We start from the raw sequence: 15584 nt of genomic DNA on the forward strand, positions 1-15584 counted from the left end.
AAACTAGTTTGACCGAAATGCTAGGAGTGCTTGTGACCACTGAGAATTCCCCTGAGGCTTCCCCACGCCACTACGATGTCATCATCATTGGAACCGGGTCAGGCAATTCCATTCCAGCCCCGGAGTACGACGATATTCGTATTGCGCTCGTCGAGGAGGGACGTTTCGGCGGTACGTGTCTGAACGTTGGCTGTATTCCCACCAAGATGTTTGTTCTGGCCGCCGATGCCGCTCGCACTATCCGGGAGGCCAGCCGCCTGGGTGTGCACGGCACCTATGATTCCGTTGACCTCAAGCAGATTCAAGATCGCGTCTTCGCCCAGCGTATCGACCAGATTGCCGACGGCGGCGAGGCGTACCGCCGCGGGGATGAGACCCCCAACATCGATGTCTACGACCGTCACGCGACCTTCGTCGGCCCGCGCACCATTCGCACCGGCATCGGTGAGGAAACTGTCGACATCACGGCCGACAACATCATCATCGCCGCAGGTTCCCGCCCACACGTCCCGGGCCTGATTGCAGAGTCCGGGGTGGATTACTACACCAACGAGAACATCATGCGCGTCGACAAGCTCCCGCGCGAGATGATTATCGTCGGCGGCGGCTACATCGCCAGCGAGTTCGCGCACGTCTTCGCTTCCTTCGGCACGAAAGTGCACATGTTGGTGCGCTCCAATGTCATGCTGCGCGGCTCCGATGCCGCTATCTCCGAGCGCTTCCACGAGGTAGCCGCACGCGACATCGACATCCGCATGAACACCTCCATCGCCGAGCTGTCCCAGGAGGGCGAAATCATCACCGCCACGCTTAACGACGGCACGGAGATTGCCGCCGATGCCCTGCTCGTGGCAACCGGTCGTATCCCCAACGGCGACCGCATGAACCTGGCCGCCGGCGGTGTGGACATGCACGACGATGGCCGCATCAAGGTTGACCAGTACGGCCGCACCTCAGCCGAAGGTGTCTGGGCACTGGGTGATGTCTCCAGCCCATATCAGCTGAAGCACATTGCCAACCACGAGGCCAAGGTTGTCTTTCACAACGTGCGGAACCCGTCCGACCTGCGTGCTTTTGACCACCGCTACATCCCGTCGGCGGTCTTCTCGCACCCGCAGATTGGCCAGGTCGGCATGACCGAGGACGAGGCTCGCGCCTGGGCTACGGACAACGGTACGGAGATTACCGTGAAGGTACAGAATTACGGGGATGTCGCCTACGGATGGGCACTCGAAGATCACGATGGCTTCGCCAAACTGATTGCGGACCGCGCCACCGGCCGACTGCTGGGCGCACACTTCATCGGTGAGCAGGCCGCGACCTTGGTGCAGCAGTGCATCCAGATGATGAGCTTCGAGATGGACGTGCGCGAAGTTGTCAAGGGTCAGCACTGGATTCACCCAGCACTACCCGAGCTAATTGAAAACGCCATCCTGGGCCTGGAATTCGATAACTAGCCCAACTGTTCAATGCCTGTAGCCTGGGCCAATGCGGGCCCAGCCAGGTGTTCTTCGACCGCATCGGCCAACAGGTCGACCTGCCGCAGCCGTTCTGCGGCAAACGAGGTATTAGAGCTGACCTCAAATCCGTCCCTGCCGACGGCAGCGGCCACTTCGCCCAACAGCTGACGGCGCACCTGGTCATTTTCTAGGTATCCGTGCCGATGAGTGCCGATTAGCATGCCACGCCGCGCTCCTTCTTCCTCGGACTCAGCGATAAAGGGAGCCTCGCTGCTTCGCACAACCTGCCCATTGTGCACTTCGTAGGAACCATCAGGGTGACTCACCAGCGTCTTCGTCTCCGCGAATTCAATGTCGGTGTCGAACACTCCGAGCCCGTTCACGGTTCCGGCTGCCGACTCCACCGAGTCAGTAATACTGGTGCAGAGCATTTGGAACCCACCGCAGATGCCAATCAGCGGCAGCCCCCGGGCGGCTCGGTTCTCCAGCACGTCGTCAAGCCCCTGCGCCCGCAACCACTTAAGATCGGCGACCGTCGACTTTGACCCGGGCAGCACGACCAGATCTGCGCGAGCAACGACCGATGGGTCAACGGTCCACTGCACGTGTACCCCTGGTTCACAGGCCAGCGCCTCGATGTCCGTGGCGTTGGAGACACGTGGTAGGCGAATGGCAGCCACGGACAGCGTTTCTGTTCCCAGCGGGGCGCTCGCAGGCCCCACCGATGCACCGGCGACTGTGCCGAGCGAATCCTCCGCGTCAACCCAGAGCCCCGGAATGAACGGCACTACGCCGAGTACGGGCACGCCGGTGTGCTCGCGAACCACGTCCAACCCCGGGGTCAACAACGACACGTCACCCCGAAACTTGTTGACGATAAAACCGGTGATTCGTGCGCGGTCTTCCGGGCTCAGAATCGCATGCGTGCCGACGAAATGTGCCAGCACCCCACCGCGATCAATGTCCCCGGCGACCACAACGGGCAGATCAGCGAGCTCCGCTAACCCCATGTTGGCAATATCCGACTCTCGCAGATTCACCTCTGCGGGACTGCCGGCACCTTCGCACAGGACGACATCGTACTGCTCCCGCAGCTCTGCCAATGTTTCGGCGACTACCCCGCGCAACGCTTTCCTTCGCGATCGGTACGTCAGAGCGCTCACGTGCCCGTCAGCTTTACCCTTGACCACCACCTGACTGGTGTGATCCGAGCCCGGTTTGAGAAGCACCGGGTTAAAGGAGACATCGGGTTCGAGCCCACACGCCAGCGCCTGCAGAGCTTGCGCGCGCCCAATCTCGCCGCCGTCGAGCGTGACCGCGCAGTTGTTGGACATGTTTTGGGCTTTAAAGGGCGCGACCCTCACACCACGACGCGCGAGCAACCGGCACATGCCGGCGACCAGAACCGACTTTCCGGCATCCGAGGTACAACCGGCAATCAGCGCTGCGGGAGCTTGCACGGGTTAGGCCTCTGGCTTCCAACCAGTCTGGAACTGCCCCGGAACATTCTGCTCATCCGGCAGGGTGAGAATCTCATGACCGTCGGCAGTCACCAGCACCGTGTGCTCGAACTGGGCCGTGAACTTGAAGTCATCATTCTGCACAGTCCAGCCGTTGTCCCAGATGTGGTACGGCAGCTCACCAAGGTTAATCATCGGCTCGACGGTCAGGGTCATGCCCGGCTCAAAAACGGTGTTCTGACTCGGCTCGTCGTAGTGCAGGACAATCAGACCATTGTGGAACGTGGTACCGACACCGTGACCGGTGAAGTCCCGAACAGTGTTGTAACCAAAGCGCTTGGCGTAGGACTCAATCACGCGACCAATGACGTTAATCTCGCGTCCCGGCTTGATGACCTTAATGCCGCGCATGGTGGCGTTGTAGGTGCGCTCCACCAGCTGGCGGTGCTCCTCCGAGACATTGCCAGCGAGGAAAGTGGCGTTGGTATCGCCGTGGACGCCGTTTTTGTAACCGGTGACATCGACGTTGACGATATCGCCGTCCTCAATAACCTGAGTATCCGGAATACCGTGGCAGACAATCTCATTGAGTGACACACAGCAGGACTTCTCAAAACCGCGGTAGCCCAGCGTGGACGGGTAGGTGTCGTGGTCCAGCAGATACTCATGCACCACCCGGTCAATCTCATCCGTGGTCACACCCGGAGCTACGGCCTTTCCGGCCTCCACCAGTGCGTTGGCAGCAATACGAGAGACCTCTCGCATGTTTTCAATGTCTTCCGGGGTCTGTACCAGCGGCTCGCCGACGCCTTCCTGAACCTCGTCCTTCCAGGCGTATTCCGGTCGTTCAATATGTGCCGGGACAGTACGAATTGGCGTGGACTTTTGCTGAGTAAGTGGAGAACGCTGAGTCATGGCACATACTCTACCCCTACCCCGGATTCGATTTTCGGCCTGGGCAGGTTTCCTAGCCGGAAATGGCCTAGCCCTCGTCTCCTGAGCCTTCATCCATGTTTGCAAAGAACACATCGGTAATCGCCACCGCGTGCTCGGATCCGCCACCGCCGACAATGAGCGTGGCGAAGGCCAAATCATCACGGTAGCCAGTGAACCACGCATGTGAGCCACCAGCGAACTCTGCCTCACCGGTCTTTGCGTAAACTTCACCGCGGCCAGCAATGGCCGAACCTGTACCGGAGGTCACCACCGCGCGCATGAGCGTGCGCACTTCATTCAACACCTCAGGTGGCAGGGGCTCCGATGTCTGCGACTGCCAGGTTCCCGCACTGGGCACGAGTGTCGGAGTCGGGGTGCGTCCGGCTGCCACCGTCGCCGAGACCATAGCCATACCAAACGGGCTGGCCAAGTCGTTTCCCTGTCCGTAGCCCGCGTCAATGCGCTCGACTTCGTCACTGCCATCAGAAACACTGCCGGTAATAGTGTCGAGCCCCGCGATACGATAATCGATACCGATGCCGAAGTTCTTGGACTCCTCCTTGAACTGCCCTGGCTTCAACTTATGTGCGATGTCGCCAAAGGTGGTGTTGCAGGAACGTGCGAACGCATCACTCAGAGAAGTATCACCGACACCGCTGCCGTTATAGTTGGTGACAATACGCGGCCCAATTTCCATTGAACCTGGGCATGGCACTGTCGACCCTGCATTCAAACCCTCATGCTGCACGCCCGCAGCGGCGGTGACAATCTTGTAGGTCGACCCTGGCGGGAACTGTCCCATCAGCGCCAGGTCTCCGTCCTTATCCGCTTCGGCCGTCTGTGCAACTGCCAGGATCTTTCCTGTCGACGGCTGCACAGCCACCAGCATTGCCTTCGCATCCTTGCGTGTATCCACTGCCTTTTGGGCGGCGTCCTGCACCTTCTTGCTAATCGATGCCTGTACCGCCGGCGCTACATTCGGAGAAACTTCATACAGCGTGCCGACGACAGCCCCATCCTCGTTGGCCGCCACGATATTCCACCCATCGGAGCCATGATCGCCAGTGTCCACGAGTTTCTCCACGCGGCTCATCAAGTCGGGAGCGAAACCTGGGTCGGGTCGCACCATTGCAGCTTCATCGTTGACCGAAATACCGTCGATGTCGGCGAGGTCATTTTTAACCCGCTGCGGGGTGGAGGATGGAAGCACAATCAGCGAAAAATTACCCTTTCCGCCGCTTGCCTGCTCCCCCACTGCACGCGCATCGAGCTTTGGACCGTCTTCCGGCATTTCGTTATTAATCACCGTCGCCGCGCGGTTAATCGCCGATTGCACATTGCCCACCCGATCTCGATTGAGGATTACGCGATGCACAGTCCCAGGCTCGAGCAGAGCCGCACCATCGGATCCGACGACAGACGGACGCGGCGCAGCAATAGTGCGCAATTCCGGATGCTGATTCCTGCCCAGCTGCGGATGCAGCGATGCCGGAGACCAGCGCAAAGCCCAATCCCGCTGTCCTGACTCGGTCTTGGTCAACGTGAAAGTGGTGTCATAGCCCCAGTGTCTCTGATGAGGCAGCTGCCAGTTCATAGTCACTTCCGCCGAGGATTGATTCGAGCTGGTGTCAACACCCTCGATTTCAAACTCAAGCCCCTCCGGCTGAAGTCCGTCAGTGGCCGCCTTCAAATCGCTTTCCGCAGAGTCCGGGTGATCGGTCAGCGCCGCCGCCTCAGCGACGTCACCTTCCGCAAGCGCTCCCAAAAACTCTTCCAGCACCTCACGCCCGGTGTCGGGCCGCGGCGTACACGCGGCGGATGACAGCACAAGCCCCGTGATTGCCACAGCCGAGATGCTGCGGATCAGAGGCGTGCGGCGCGAAGATTGTTCCATGTGGGCTGACGTTAGCACCGTAATGCTTTACGACGACGCTGGCACGCCGCAACCTTCTATCAGCGGTTTAGCACAATTGGATTGACCACGTCTGCGGCCATGACCACAACGCCGAATACGAGCAAAACTGCGGTGAAGGCCATGGTGATTGGCATGAGCTTGGTGTAGTCAGCCGGCCCAAGCGCTGGCTTACCGAACACCTTGCGAATCCGGTCACGAATGCGCTCGTAAATGACAACGGCAATATGACCGCCATCCAGCGGAGGTAGTGGCACCAGGTTGAACACCGCCAGGAAGTAGTTGAGATTGGCCAGCAATAAGAAGAATGAGGGCCACTGGTTCATCTCAACCAATTCACCGCCTGCACGTGAAGCCCCGACAACGCTCATGGGGCTCGCCGGATCACGCTGAGCGCCGAAGATAGAGGCGACCACGCCTGGAACCTTCTCTGGAATGGAGAGCAGTCCGTTCCACACAGCCCCGAACAGACTTCCGGTGAAGCTTGCAGCACCACCGATAGCGGTGAACGCGTTGTACTCGTGGAGGATGGTCTCTGGACGCTGAAAGGCGATACCAATCGCTGGCTGGTCGATGTCCTGGCTGTCGTTAGTCTTGCGTTTAACGACCTCTGGGGTAACCGTAACCGTTTGAGTGGTTCCGTTCCGATTAATAGTCATCGTGATGTCCCCGCCTGCGGAGCTGCCGATGAGCGACACAGCCTCAGGGTAAGAAGTGATCCTGGTGCCATTGACCTTCTCAATGACATCTCCGGCACGCAGTCCTGCGCGCTCGGCGGGACCAGCGCCGGTGCAGGGCTCTAGGGTGCCATCGGCACGCTGTGCCGGTGAAACACACTGAACCGACTGAATGCGTGGTGCCATTTCCTTGCCCATGTTGGGCAGACCCCACGTCACAGCGATGAAATAGAGAATAAGGAACCCGATAATAAGGTTCATCGCCACTCCACCGAGCATGACAATAGTCCGTTGCCACCATGGCTTCTTGTACATGGCATAGGGCTCTTCAGCGGGATCAATTGGATCCATCGCAGTCATGCCCGCAATGTCACAGAATCCGCCGAAAGGGATTGCCTTAACTCCGTACTCGGTGTCATGCCCACCAGCGGCGGCATGATGCCGTTTAAAGGAGAAGAGCGTTGGGCCAAAACCAATGAAGTAACGGCGAACTCGCATTCCGCACAGTCGAGCGGCAGTGAGGTGGCCCCATTCGTGGAGGGCGATAGTCACCGCGATGCCGATTGCGAAGAGTAAAACTCCAAGAAGAAATGTCACGAGTGCTCACCCTACCCCCACTTTGGGCAAACCAGAACACCGGCGGGGAGTTTCCGGCCGGGCGAAGTCCCAATTTCAGCAAGTTCTAAGGTATCCTTACACCCGATACTCAAGATTGTCTGAAAATGCGCTCAGTCGCTTTCAGCAAAATCGTATATAGACTGCAGATAGACTGAAGTGCATATAGAGTGCAATTCGCCGAAAGTGTTAACAGGAGGACTTTCAAGTGAGCAACCACGAGCCAAAGGAAGAGATTTACCGCGGCGTCAGCACCCTCGACGAGCCGTCGGCGAAGTGGGGCTGGCACGGCATTAGCAAGAGCGCTATGCAGAAGGCCGGCTGGATTTCTGTGATCTTCCTGCTGGGCATGACCATCGGTAACCACAAGGGCAACGTCGAGAACTGGTGGCTGGTCGCCATTGCTGCTCTGATTGCCATTGGTCTGCTGCTGCAGCTGTTCGCCCCGCAGGGTTCCCAGGCCCGCACCGTTACTGCTCACAACAAACCGGAAGGCCACATTGAGCCTGAGTGGGCACGCGACCAGGTCAACGGCACCGGCGTCTACGCTGACCTGACTGACTCGCAGCTGCGCTCCTGGAACCGCCTGCCGGAAGGCCAGGACCAGTAGAGTTAGCCACTTTTAAAGAAAGTCTGGTTTTAACAGCTCTATAGCGAAACAGAGCATAGAAAAATCCGCACCGGATGTTTTCGGTGCGGATTTTTTGCTATCTACCTTCTACACTTCTTCAGCCGCCAACTGACCACACGCTGCGGCAATCTCATTGCCACGGGTATCGCGAACCGTACATGGCACTCCCTGAGCCTGTACACGGCGGACAAACTCCTCCTGCTGCTTCTTCGGGGAGGCGTCCCACTTCGAGCCCGGAGTTGGATTGAGTGGAATCAGGTTGACGTGGACGCGTGAGCCCAGAGCATTGTGAAGCTTCTTACCCAGGAGATCGGCACGCCAATCCTGGTCGTTGATGTCACGAATCAAGGCGTACTCGATGGAGACACGACGACCGGTCTTGTCGGCGTAGTATCGGGCCGCATCGAGAACCTCGGCCACTGTGAAGCGGTTATTGATTGGCACCAGCTCATCGCGAAGCTCATCATCCGGAGTGTGCAGTGACACTGCGAGGGTGACGGACAGGTCTTCGTCGGCAAGCCGTCGGATGTTCGGAGCAAAACCGACCGTGGAGACGGTGACGTTGCGCATCGAGATACCAAATCCCTCTGGTGACGGCCGCGTGATCCGGTGGACGGCGGCGAGAACGCGATTGTAGTTTGCGAGCGGCTCCCCCATGCCCATGAAGACAATGTTGGTGAGGCGACCGCCTTCTGCCGCCATGGTGGCGGCAGCCTCGCGGACCTGGTCCACAATCTCTGCTGTCGAGAGGTTACGCTGCAGACCCCCTTGCCCGGTCGCACAGAATGGACACGCCATACCGCAACCCGCTTGCGAGGAGATGCACAGCGTAGCGCGATCTGGGTACTTCATCAGCACGGATTCCAACAACGTGCCGTCACCTGCACGCCACAGTGTCTTACGGGTTTCGCCGTCGTCACAGGTGATGTGACGAACGGGAGTCAGCAGCGGCGGGAAAAGGCTGTCCTTGACCTTCTGACGATCTGCTTCCGGCAGGTCGGTCATCGTCATGGGGTCAGCTTCGAGCCGGCCATAGTAGTGACGTGCAATTTGGTCAGCGCGGAAAGCCGGCAGACCCAATTCCTTGACCGCAGCCTTCCGTTCCTCAACATCGAGGTCGGCGAAATGGGTCGCAGGCATGCCGCGACGTGGGGCTTTAAGAACAATTGGAAGTGAAGATGCCATGATGGCACCCATTTTCGCATGTAATGACAGTTTTGGCCTAATGCTCAGCAAAGCTAAGTCTGCTCAGCGAACTTTCACAGGTGGTACATACCTGCCAAAACGTGTTGAATGATAGGTATGACTAAAGCTAATCAGCCGAATAACGACAGGCCGCTTTTCGACGATGCTCCGGCGTACTCCCCTAATGATTATGAGGCACCCGCACCTGAGCAGGACAATCTGCCAGAGCCCGTCGCGGAATCGCAGGCGGAAAAAGAGTCCGCACCGGCTTCCGCACCAGCACCTGCCCCTGGTCCGCGCAAGGTCAAGAAGACCACGGCGGGCTCGATGTGGGTCGGTCTTGTCATCAGTGCTATTTTGCTGATTGTGTTGCTGGTATTCATTCTGCAGAATCAGCAGGAGACCGCACTAAACCTGTTCGGCTGGACCTGGAACTTCCCGGTCGGCGTCGGAATGCTGTTCGCTGCTATTCTCGGTGCTCTCATCACCGCTCTTATCGGCGGCTGGCGAATGCTGGATTTGCGACGCCAGATTCGTAAGGGCGACAACTAGAGCCTGATTAAAACAGCCTGACTAAGCCTGCCTGATTAGACCAGGCTGAAAAGCTGCAATATCAGCCACGCCATCGCGGCAGATGGCAGCATGCCGTCCAGGCGGTCCATCAGACCGCCGTGGCCCGGCAACATCGAGGACATATCCTTGATGCCCAGATCCCGTTTGAATTGGGACTCCATTAAATCGCCGAGCGTCGCTGAAATGACCAGCGCGATGCCAAGCACAATGCCCTGCCACCACGGAGCATGCAGCATATAAATTGCACAGAGCGTCCCTGTGATTGCTGCGAGAACGAGAGAGCCACCGAACCCTTCCCAGGACTTCTTGGGACTCACCTTCGGAGCCATCGGGTGCTTTCCGAACATGACTCCAGCGGCATAGCCGCCAACGTCATTAGAAATAACACCGAGCATAAAGGTCACAATGACCCAGCGGGGATCTACTCCCCACGGATTGTCCATCTGCACCAACCGCACGGCCAGTGCAGCAAAGAATGGAATCCACATCACCACGAAAACTCCAACTGCGACATCCCGCAGCCAATTCCGTGGTGCTTCGGCCATACCGTGTAAGAACAGGCGGACGACCAGCAAAAGCATCAGGGTGACGGCCAGGCCCATCACCAGGCCATCTATCCCCCAATAGGCGGACAGCCACACCATAAGCTGACCGCCGAGAATCATTACCGGACGGGGAACCTGCCAGTCCGACTCGCGGAGGCGCTCACAGACCTCCCACGTTGCGAGGCCAACCGCAGCAGCGATAAGAACGGTCCAGGCAAGCGCCCCGAGCAGCAAGCCGATGATGACAATCGCACCAAGGGCTACGCCTACCGCAATCGCAACCGGCAGATTTCTACCAGCTGAGTTGCGTGGTTTGATAACTCGTAGCTCGTCTAGAACTCGCTCTTTATTAGACGCTGGCTTCGACGTTGGCATTGGCGCCTCAATTCCCCTCTCCCGGTTGAATGTGAAGGCCTAAACCTCCATCAGTTCCGCTTCCTTGCGCTCAACCAAGGAGTCGACCTGCTCGACGTAGTTCTTGGTGACCTGGTCCAGCTCCTTCTCGCCAGCCTGCACCTCGTCCTCGCCGGCGTCGCCGTCCTTCTGAATCTTCTTCAGAGTTTCCATGCCCTTACGACGGACATTGCGAATCGCAATCTTGGCGTCTTCACCCTTCGAACGAGCGACCTTGACCATTTCGCGGCGGCGCTCCTCGGTCAGCTGCGGGATAGTAACGCGCAGCACCTGGCCGTCATTAGTCGGGTTAACGCCGAGATCGGAGTTGCGAATAGCATTCTCGATGTCACCCATGACACTGAGCTCATACGGCTTAATCAGCAGCATGCGCGGCTCCGGAACCGAAATGGTCGCCATCTGGGTAATCGGGGTCGGAACACCGTAGTACTCCGCAATAACGCCGTTGAACATCGCCGGGTTTGCGCGACCGGTGCGGATGTGGGTCAGCTCTTCGCGGCAGTGTTCCACCGAGCTACCGTACTTTTCTTCGCAGTCAAGCAGGACTTCATCAATCATTGTGTTTCCAACCTCGGGTTTCTTGTACTCGGGTTCTAGGGGTTCTAGAGAGTTCTAAAGAAAGAACGTATTAGGGACAAATTTATCAGCTGTGGACAAGAGTACCGATTCGCTCACCGGCTACCGCACGCGCAATGTTTCCGTCGGTAAGCAGATTGAACACCAGAATCGGCATGTTGTTGTCCATGCACAGTGAGAAGGCAGTGGCGTCGGCAACACGCAAGTCGCGTTCGAGCACCTCGCGGTGGGTGATGTCGTCGAACAGCTCAGCGTCCGGCACCTCACGCGGGTCAGCCGAGTAAACACCGTCGACGGCCTTGGCCATCAGCAACACCTCGCAACCAATCTCCAGGGCGCGCTGTGCTGCGGTGGTATCAGTGGAAAAGTAAGGCATGCCCATGCCTGCGCCGAAGATGACCACGCGGCCCTTTTCCAGGTGGCGCTTGGCGCGCAGCGGCAGGTAGGGTTCTGCAACCTGTGCCATGTTGATAGCGGTCTGAACGCGGCAGTCCACGCCCTCCTGCTCGAGGAAGTCCTGCAGAGCCAGGCAGTTCATCACGGTGCCGAGCATGCCCATGTAGTCCGAGCGAGCACGATCCATACCACGCTGTTGAAGCTGCGCGCCACGGAAGAAGTTGCCACCTCCGATGACGACGCAGACCTCAACGCCCTTTCGAGAGACCTCTGCAATCTGTCGGGCAACGTTTTGCACCACGTCCGGGTCAACACCAACCTTGCCGCCGCCGAACATCTCGCCACCGAGCTTGAGCATCACACGTTTGAAGCCATTGCGCTCGACAGATTCTGCCATGACTATGCACCTTTCTCGCCGTTTAAAAAGTCGCAGACGAGTCTACCCGGTCAGGGCAGTAAGGCACACTTGACGCTCCGCAGCGTCGGCGACAAGACCGAATCGCCCGAGGGACAAGATAGCAAAATACCCCGCCCGGAGAACCCGAGCGGGGCAAATGCACGTTAGCAAACAGCTAAAAACTAGAGCACGAATTAACGCGTAATTAGTGCTGACCAACCTCGAAGCGAGCGAAACCGGTCAGGGTAACGCCAGCCTCGTCCATGAGCTGCTTGACGGTCTTCTTGTTGTCGGCGACAGACGGCTGCTCCAGCAGAACAACGTCCTTGTAGAAACCATTCAGACGACCCTCGACAATCTTGGCGATAGCCTGCTCCGGCTTGCCTTCCTCGCGGGTAATCTTCTCGTAGACAGCGCGCTCTGCCTCGACACGGTCAGCCGGGACATCCTCGCGGGACAGGTACTGGGCCTTCAGAGCGGCAACCTGCATAGCAGCTGCGTGAGCAATCTCTGCAGCCTTGTCGCCCTCGCCGGTGTAGGCAACCAGAACACCGACGGCTGCCGGCAGGTCTGCTGCACGACGGTGCAGGTAGACAGCGATGTTGTCGCCCTCGAGAGTAGCGGCGCGACGCAGCTCCAGCTTCTCACCGATCTTTGCGGACAGCTCCTGGGTAGCGTCAGCGGCGGACTGACCGTCCAGGTCAGCGGCAGCGAGCTCTTCCGGGGAGTTTGCCTTGACTGCTGCAGCAGCGTCGGCGACCTTGTTGGCGAAGTCGATGAACTCCTGGTTCTTAGCAACGAAGTCGGTCTCGGAGTTGACCTCGACCATGGTGTTGCCAGAAACAGCAATCAGGCCCTCGGCAGCGGTGCGCTCTGCACGCTTGCCGACGTCCTTTGCTCCCTTAATACGCAGGATCTCGACAGCCTTGTCGAAATCGCCGTCGGTCTCGACGAGTGCGTCCTTACAAGCCTTCATGCCGGAGCCGGTCAGCTCACGGAGCTTCTTGACGTCAGCAGCAGTGAAATTCGCCATGCTGGGCGTTCCTCCTTGTGGTGGTTAGAACTTGTGGTGGTTAGAAAGTTCAGCTTTACTCAGCGGTTGCCGTCTCGGTTGCAGCGGAGCCCTCGGCGTCCATCTCTGCAGCCTGGTCGGTGTTCTCGGCGGCGGACTCGATCGGAGCGTCGCCTGCTGCCTCGCGAGCAGCGTTGGCCTCGCGCTCAGCGCGAGCCTTGCGGCCCTCTTCAACAGCCGTGGAGATGATGCGGGTCAGCACGGAAGCAGCGCGGATAGCGTCGTCGTTGCCCGGGATCGGGTAGTCAACGTCATCCGGGTCGCAGTTGGTGTCCAGGATGGCAACAACCGGGATGCCCAGCTTCTTGGCCTCGGAGACTGCGATGTGCTCCTTGTTGGTGTCAACGATCCACAGTGCGGACGGAACCTTGGACATGTCGCGAATGCCGCCCAGGGTGCGCTCCAGCTTGGTGCGCTCGCGGGTCAGCATCAGGATTTCCTTCTTGCCGCGACCCTCGTAGCCGTTTTCAGCAGCGTCCATTGCCTGAAGCTCCTTCAGGCGAGCCAGACGCTTGGAAACGGTGGCGAAGTTGGTCAGCATGCCGCCGAGCCAACGGTGGTTGACGTACGGCATGTCAACGCGCTCTGCCTCGTTCTGAACGGCTTCCTGAGCCTGCTTCTTGGTACCGACGAACAGGATGTTGCCACCGTGAGCGACAGTCTCCTTGACGAACTCGAAAGCCTCGTCGATGTAGGTCAGGGTCTGCTGCAGGTCGATGATGTAGATGCCATTGCGCTCGGTGAAGATGAAACGCTTCATCTTCGGGTTCCAACGACGGGTCTGGTGACCGAAGTGGACACCTGCATCGAGCAGTTCTCGCATGGATACAACAGCCATGTCATATTCAGGGAAGATTCTCACGTCCAGCCTGACTAGGGCTGCGGCTGCTTCCCTTCCTTTCTTATCCGATATAGGTGGTTACAGTTCACGCACAGGCTTTCCCTGTGCCCTAGCGCTCCCCCGCTGCTTCACACCCGACAGACGTTCCTGTCGAGCACCCGTGAACCAGCCGGAATGGGTCGCGCGCGTAGTCTTTGCGTTAATGCCTGCCCATTAAGGCAGACACCGCGAGCGCCATCTTATCTGATACATTGCGCAGGTCGCAATATCTGACACGCCCCGCTATCCACAGGGCGAAAAGTCATCCACAGCTGAGCCCATTTTGCAACGCTTTTCGCTTGTCGACGAATGCAGCGTCCGCCACACTATCGCGCATGGCGACCAATCAGAGTTTCAGGCGCTCGCTAATGCGCACATTAGCGCTATTTGTGCTCACTGTCGCGCTGACCACACCCCCGAACCCGCCGCCAGCAATCGGCGAGCCGGTGTCCACTGTTGCACACACCCTCCCCGTTCACGGAAAAGTCCTACGCGACTATGCACCACCGGAAAAACGCTGGCAATCCGGGCACCGTGGCGTGGACCTCAGCGCCTCACCTGGCCAACCCATCCACGCTTCAGCTCCTGGAGTAGTTCATTTCGCCGGCTCGATTGCCGGCATGACTTCCGTGTCGATCATGCACGCTGACGGCATCCGCACCACCTATCAACCGCTCGACACCACCCTTAAAAAGGGCGACCGCGTTGCCGCGGGGCAGGTAATCGGACATTTCGCCATCAGCGCCAAACACCCCGAACCGGGTTTGCACTGGGGCGCACTCCGCGGCAAGGATTACCTCAACCCGCTCGATTTGGTGCAGAGGCGACCGATTGTGCTCAAACCTGTACGAGATTAAGCGGCAGTACGAGATTAAGCGCGCGGATGCGCTCGCTTATGCACTTCACGAAGTCGATCTGCCGAGACGTGCGTATAAATCTGTGTGGTCGCCAGACTCGAGTGGCCAAGCATCTCCTGCACCACACGCAAATCGGCACCGCCTTCCACCATCGCTGTGGCCGCAGAGTGCCTGAGCGCATGCGGTGAAACATCGGCCCACTTATGAATTACTCGGCGCGCCTGCCGCGGATTCAACCTGCCGCCACGCACGCCCAGAAAAAGCGCCTGCTCGGCCTTAGCCGATGGGTGGAACTGCCCCCGTACCTTAAGCCAGCCCTTCAACGCCGCTTCCGCTGGAGCACCAAAGGGCACGATGCGCTGCTTGTTACCTTTGCCCACCACAGAGATGATGTGCTGGGAGAAGTTCACATCAGAGATGTCGGCTCTGCACAACTCCTCTACGCGCATTCCCGTGGCATACAGCAATTCCACGATGGCTAAATCCCGAGCCGCAACGACACTATCCTCGGAAGCCACCTTCTCGATAGCCCCCTCGATTTTCTCCGGCGAGAGCACTTCCGGGAGGTGCTGATGCTTTTTCGGTGTAGATAGCCGCAGCGAAGGATCTGCGTCGAGAATCTGTCGAGCCACAAGCCAGCTACAGAACTGCCGAATGGACGTCGTCAGGCGAGCCAGCGATGACCGCGCCGCGCCTGCCGAATGCTTGGCGCCGAGGTGTGCCCGGATGACGGGCGTGGAGAGCTCACTAATATGTTTCAGACCGGCGAGTAGGGGGATTAGGTCAGCGCGATAGGCGCGAACCGTGGCATCGGAGAGCCGGCGGGAGTAGGTCAACTCATCGAGGAAGTCCATGAGCACCGCCTCAACGTTGGCAGACAGCCCTAGGTCCTGCTCAGCGTTGTTGTCTTTATCGGATGCGCGCGTCACGGTCATGACCATACAGGGTTAAGGCTCAAAAAGTGTGTCCGATTGGGCTGATTTTTAGCAGTTGATCTG

The 15584-nt window shown here is 58.7% G+C and carries 15 protein-coding genes; 4 read left to right on the forward strand and 11 right to left on the reverse strand.

Annotation, left to right across the window (positions count from 1 at the left end; genetic code table 11):
- Positions 1-17 precede the first annotated feature (17 nt).
- Positions 18-1457: a mycothione reductase gene (mtr, locus tag Q0U90_RS08815; RefSeq protein ID WP_297453768.1), complete on the forward strand. Its 1440-nt coding sequence runs from the start codon at positions 18-20 to the stop codon at positions 1455-1457.
- Here mtr and Q0U90_RS08820 read toward each other — a convergent pair.
- From Q0U90_RS08820 to Q0U90_RS08835, 4 genes are all read right to left on the reverse strand, one after another.
- On the reverse strand, positions 1454-2920 hold the full coding sequence (locus Q0U90_RS08820; RefSeq protein WP_297453769.1) for a cobyric acid synthase: 1467 nt from the start codon (positions 2918-2920) through the stop codon (positions 1454-1456). The genes mtr and Q0U90_RS08820 overlap by 4 nt on opposite strands.
- A 3-nt stretch (positions 2921-2923) precedes the next feature.
- Positions 2924-3835 (reverse strand): type I methionyl aminopeptidase, encoded by a 912-nt coding sequence (gene map, locus Q0U90_RS08825; RefSeq protein WP_297453770.1) that lies wholly within the window; start codon positions 3833-3835, stop codon positions 2924-2926.
- A gap of 67 nt (positions 3836-3902) precedes the next feature.
- Positions 3903-5750, reverse strand: a complete 1848-nt coding sequence (locus Q0U90_RS08830; RefSeq protein WP_297453771.1) for a penicillin-binding transpeptidase domain-containing protein — start codon at positions 5748-5750, stop codon at positions 3903-3905.
- A 59-nt stretch (positions 5751-5809) separates the two neighbouring features.
- Complete coding sequence (locus Q0U90_RS08835) at positions 5810-7042, reverse strand: M50 family metallopeptidase (RefSeq protein WP_297453773.1); 1233 nt, start codon at positions 7040-7042, stop codon at positions 5810-5812.
- 226 nt (positions 7043-7268) lie between these two features.
- Here Q0U90_RS08835 and Q0U90_RS08840 point away from each other — a divergent pair, with 226 nt between their 5' ends.
- A complete protein-coding gene (locus Q0U90_RS08840; RefSeq protein ID WP_297453775.1) occupies positions 7269-7670 on the forward strand; it encodes a DUF2631 domain-containing protein in 402 nt (133 codons plus the stop codon).
- A gap of 108 nt (positions 7671-7778) precedes the next feature.
- Here Q0U90_RS08840 and rlmN read toward each other — a convergent pair whose 3' ends face one another.
- Entirely contained in the window at positions 7779-8876 is a 1098-nt protein-coding gene (rlmN, locus tag Q0U90_RS08845) for a 23S rRNA (adenine(2503)-C(2))-methyltransferase RlmN (protein ID WP_297453777.1), read from the reverse strand.
- Between the two features lie 117 nt (positions 8877-8993).
- On the opposite strand from rlmN, the gene Q0U90_RS08850 reads away from it, so the two are divergent.
- Positions 8994-9428 (forward strand): lipopolysaccharide assembly protein LapA domain-containing protein, encoded by a 435-nt coding sequence (locus Q0U90_RS08850; protein WP_297453779.1) that lies wholly within the window; start codon positions 8994-8996, stop codon positions 9426-9428.
- Between the two features lie 35 nt (positions 9429-9463).
- On the opposite strand, the gene Q0U90_RS08855 is transcribed toward Q0U90_RS08850, so the two are convergent.
- The 5 genes from Q0U90_RS08855 to rpsB all read right to left on the reverse strand — a co-directional run bounded on the left by Q0U90_RS08855 (position 9464) and on the right by rpsB (position 13687).
- Positions 9464-10369 (reverse strand): phosphatidate cytidylyltransferase, encoded by a 906-nt coding sequence (locus Q0U90_RS08855; RefSeq protein ID WP_297453781.1) that lies wholly within the window; start codon positions 10367-10369, stop codon positions 9464-9466.
- Positions 10370-10408: 39 nt separating this feature from the next.
- Positions 10409-10966 (reverse strand): ribosome recycling factor, encoded by a 558-nt coding sequence (gene frr / locus Q0U90_RS08860; RefSeq protein WP_038628675.1) that lies wholly within the window; start codon positions 10964-10966, stop codon positions 10409-10411.
- Between the two features lie 85 nt (positions 10967-11051).
- A complete protein-coding gene (gene pyrH / locus Q0U90_RS08865) occupies positions 11052-11777 on the reverse strand; it encodes a UMP kinase (protein WP_297453785.1) in 726 nt (241 codons plus the stop codon).
- Positions 11778-11982: 205 nt separating this feature from the next.
- Positions 11983-12810, reverse strand: coding sequence for a translation elongation factor Ts (tsf, locus tag Q0U90_RS08870; protein ID WP_297453787.1), 828 nt, complete (start codon positions 12808-12810; stop codon positions 11983-11985).
- A 55-nt stretch (positions 12811-12865) separates the two neighbouring features.
- On the reverse strand, positions 12866-13687 hold the full coding sequence (rpsB, locus tag Q0U90_RS08875; protein ID WP_297453797.1) for a 30S ribosomal protein S2: 822 nt from the start codon (positions 13685-13687) through the stop codon (positions 12866-12868).
- 410 nt (positions 13688-14097) lie between these two features.
- On the opposite strand from rpsB, the gene Q0U90_RS08880 reads away from it, so the two are divergent.
- Positions 14098-14586, forward strand: coding sequence for a M23 family metallopeptidase (locus tag Q0U90_RS08880; RefSeq protein WP_297453789.1), 489 nt, complete (start codon positions 14098-14100; stop codon positions 14584-14586).
- 14 nt (positions 14587-14600) lie between these two features.
- Here Q0U90_RS08880 and Q0U90_RS08885 read toward each other — a convergent pair whose 3' ends face one another.
- A complete protein-coding gene (locus tag Q0U90_RS08885; RefSeq protein ID WP_297453800.1) occupies positions 14601-15515 on the reverse strand; it encodes a tyrosine recombinase XerC in 915 nt (304 codons plus the stop codon).
- Between the last annotated feature and the right edge of the window lie 69 nt (positions 15516-15584).

Source organism: uncultured Corynebacterium sp., from assembly GCF_946998835.1.
In the GTDB taxonomy this organism is placed as follows: domain Bacteria; phylum Actinomycetota; class Actinomycetes; order Mycobacteriales; family Mycobacteriaceae; genus Corynebacterium.

Coding starts and splice junctions, on each gene's coding strand:
- mtr (WP_297453768.1), top strand. CDS start 18: ATGCTAGGAGTGCTTGTGACCACTGAGAATTCCCCTGAGGCTTCCCCA.
- map (WP_297453770.1), bottom strand. CDS start 3,835: ATGACTCAGCGTTCTCCACTTACTCAGCAAAAGTCCACGCCAATTCGT.
- Q0U90_RS08830 (WP_297453771.1), bottom strand. CDS start 5,750: ATGGAACAATCTTCGCGCCGCACGCCTCTGATCCGCAGCATCTCGGCT.
- rlmN (WP_297453777.1), bottom strand. CDS start 8,876: ATGGCATCTTCACTTCCAATTGTTCTTAAAGCCCCACGTCGCGGCATG.
- Q0U90_RS08850 (WP_297453779.1), top strand. CDS start 8,994: ATGACTAAAGCTAATCAGCCGAATAACGACAGGCCGCTTTTCGACGAT.
- Q0U90_RS08855 (WP_297453781.1), bottom strand. CDS start 10,369: ATGCCAACGTCGAAGCCAGCGTCTAATAAAGAGCGAGTTCTAGACGAG.
- frr (WP_038628675.1), bottom strand. CDS start 10,966: ATGATTGATGAAGTCCTGCTTGACTGCGAAGAAAAGTACGGTAGCTCG.
- pyrH (WP_297453785.1), bottom strand. CDS start 11,777: ATGGCAGAATCTGTCGAGCGCAATGGCTTCAAACGTGTGATGCTCAAG.
- tsf (WP_297453787.1), bottom strand. CDS start 12,810: ATGGCGAATTTCACTGCTGCTGACGTCAAGAAGCTCCGTGAGCTGACC.
- rpsB (WP_297453797.1), bottom strand. CDS start 13,687: ATGGCTGTTGTATCCATGCGAGAACTGCTCGATGCAGGTGTCCACTTC.
- Q0U90_RS08880 (WP_297453789.1), top strand. CDS start 14,098: ATGCGCACATTAGCGCTATTTGTGCTCACTGTCGCGCTGACCACACCC.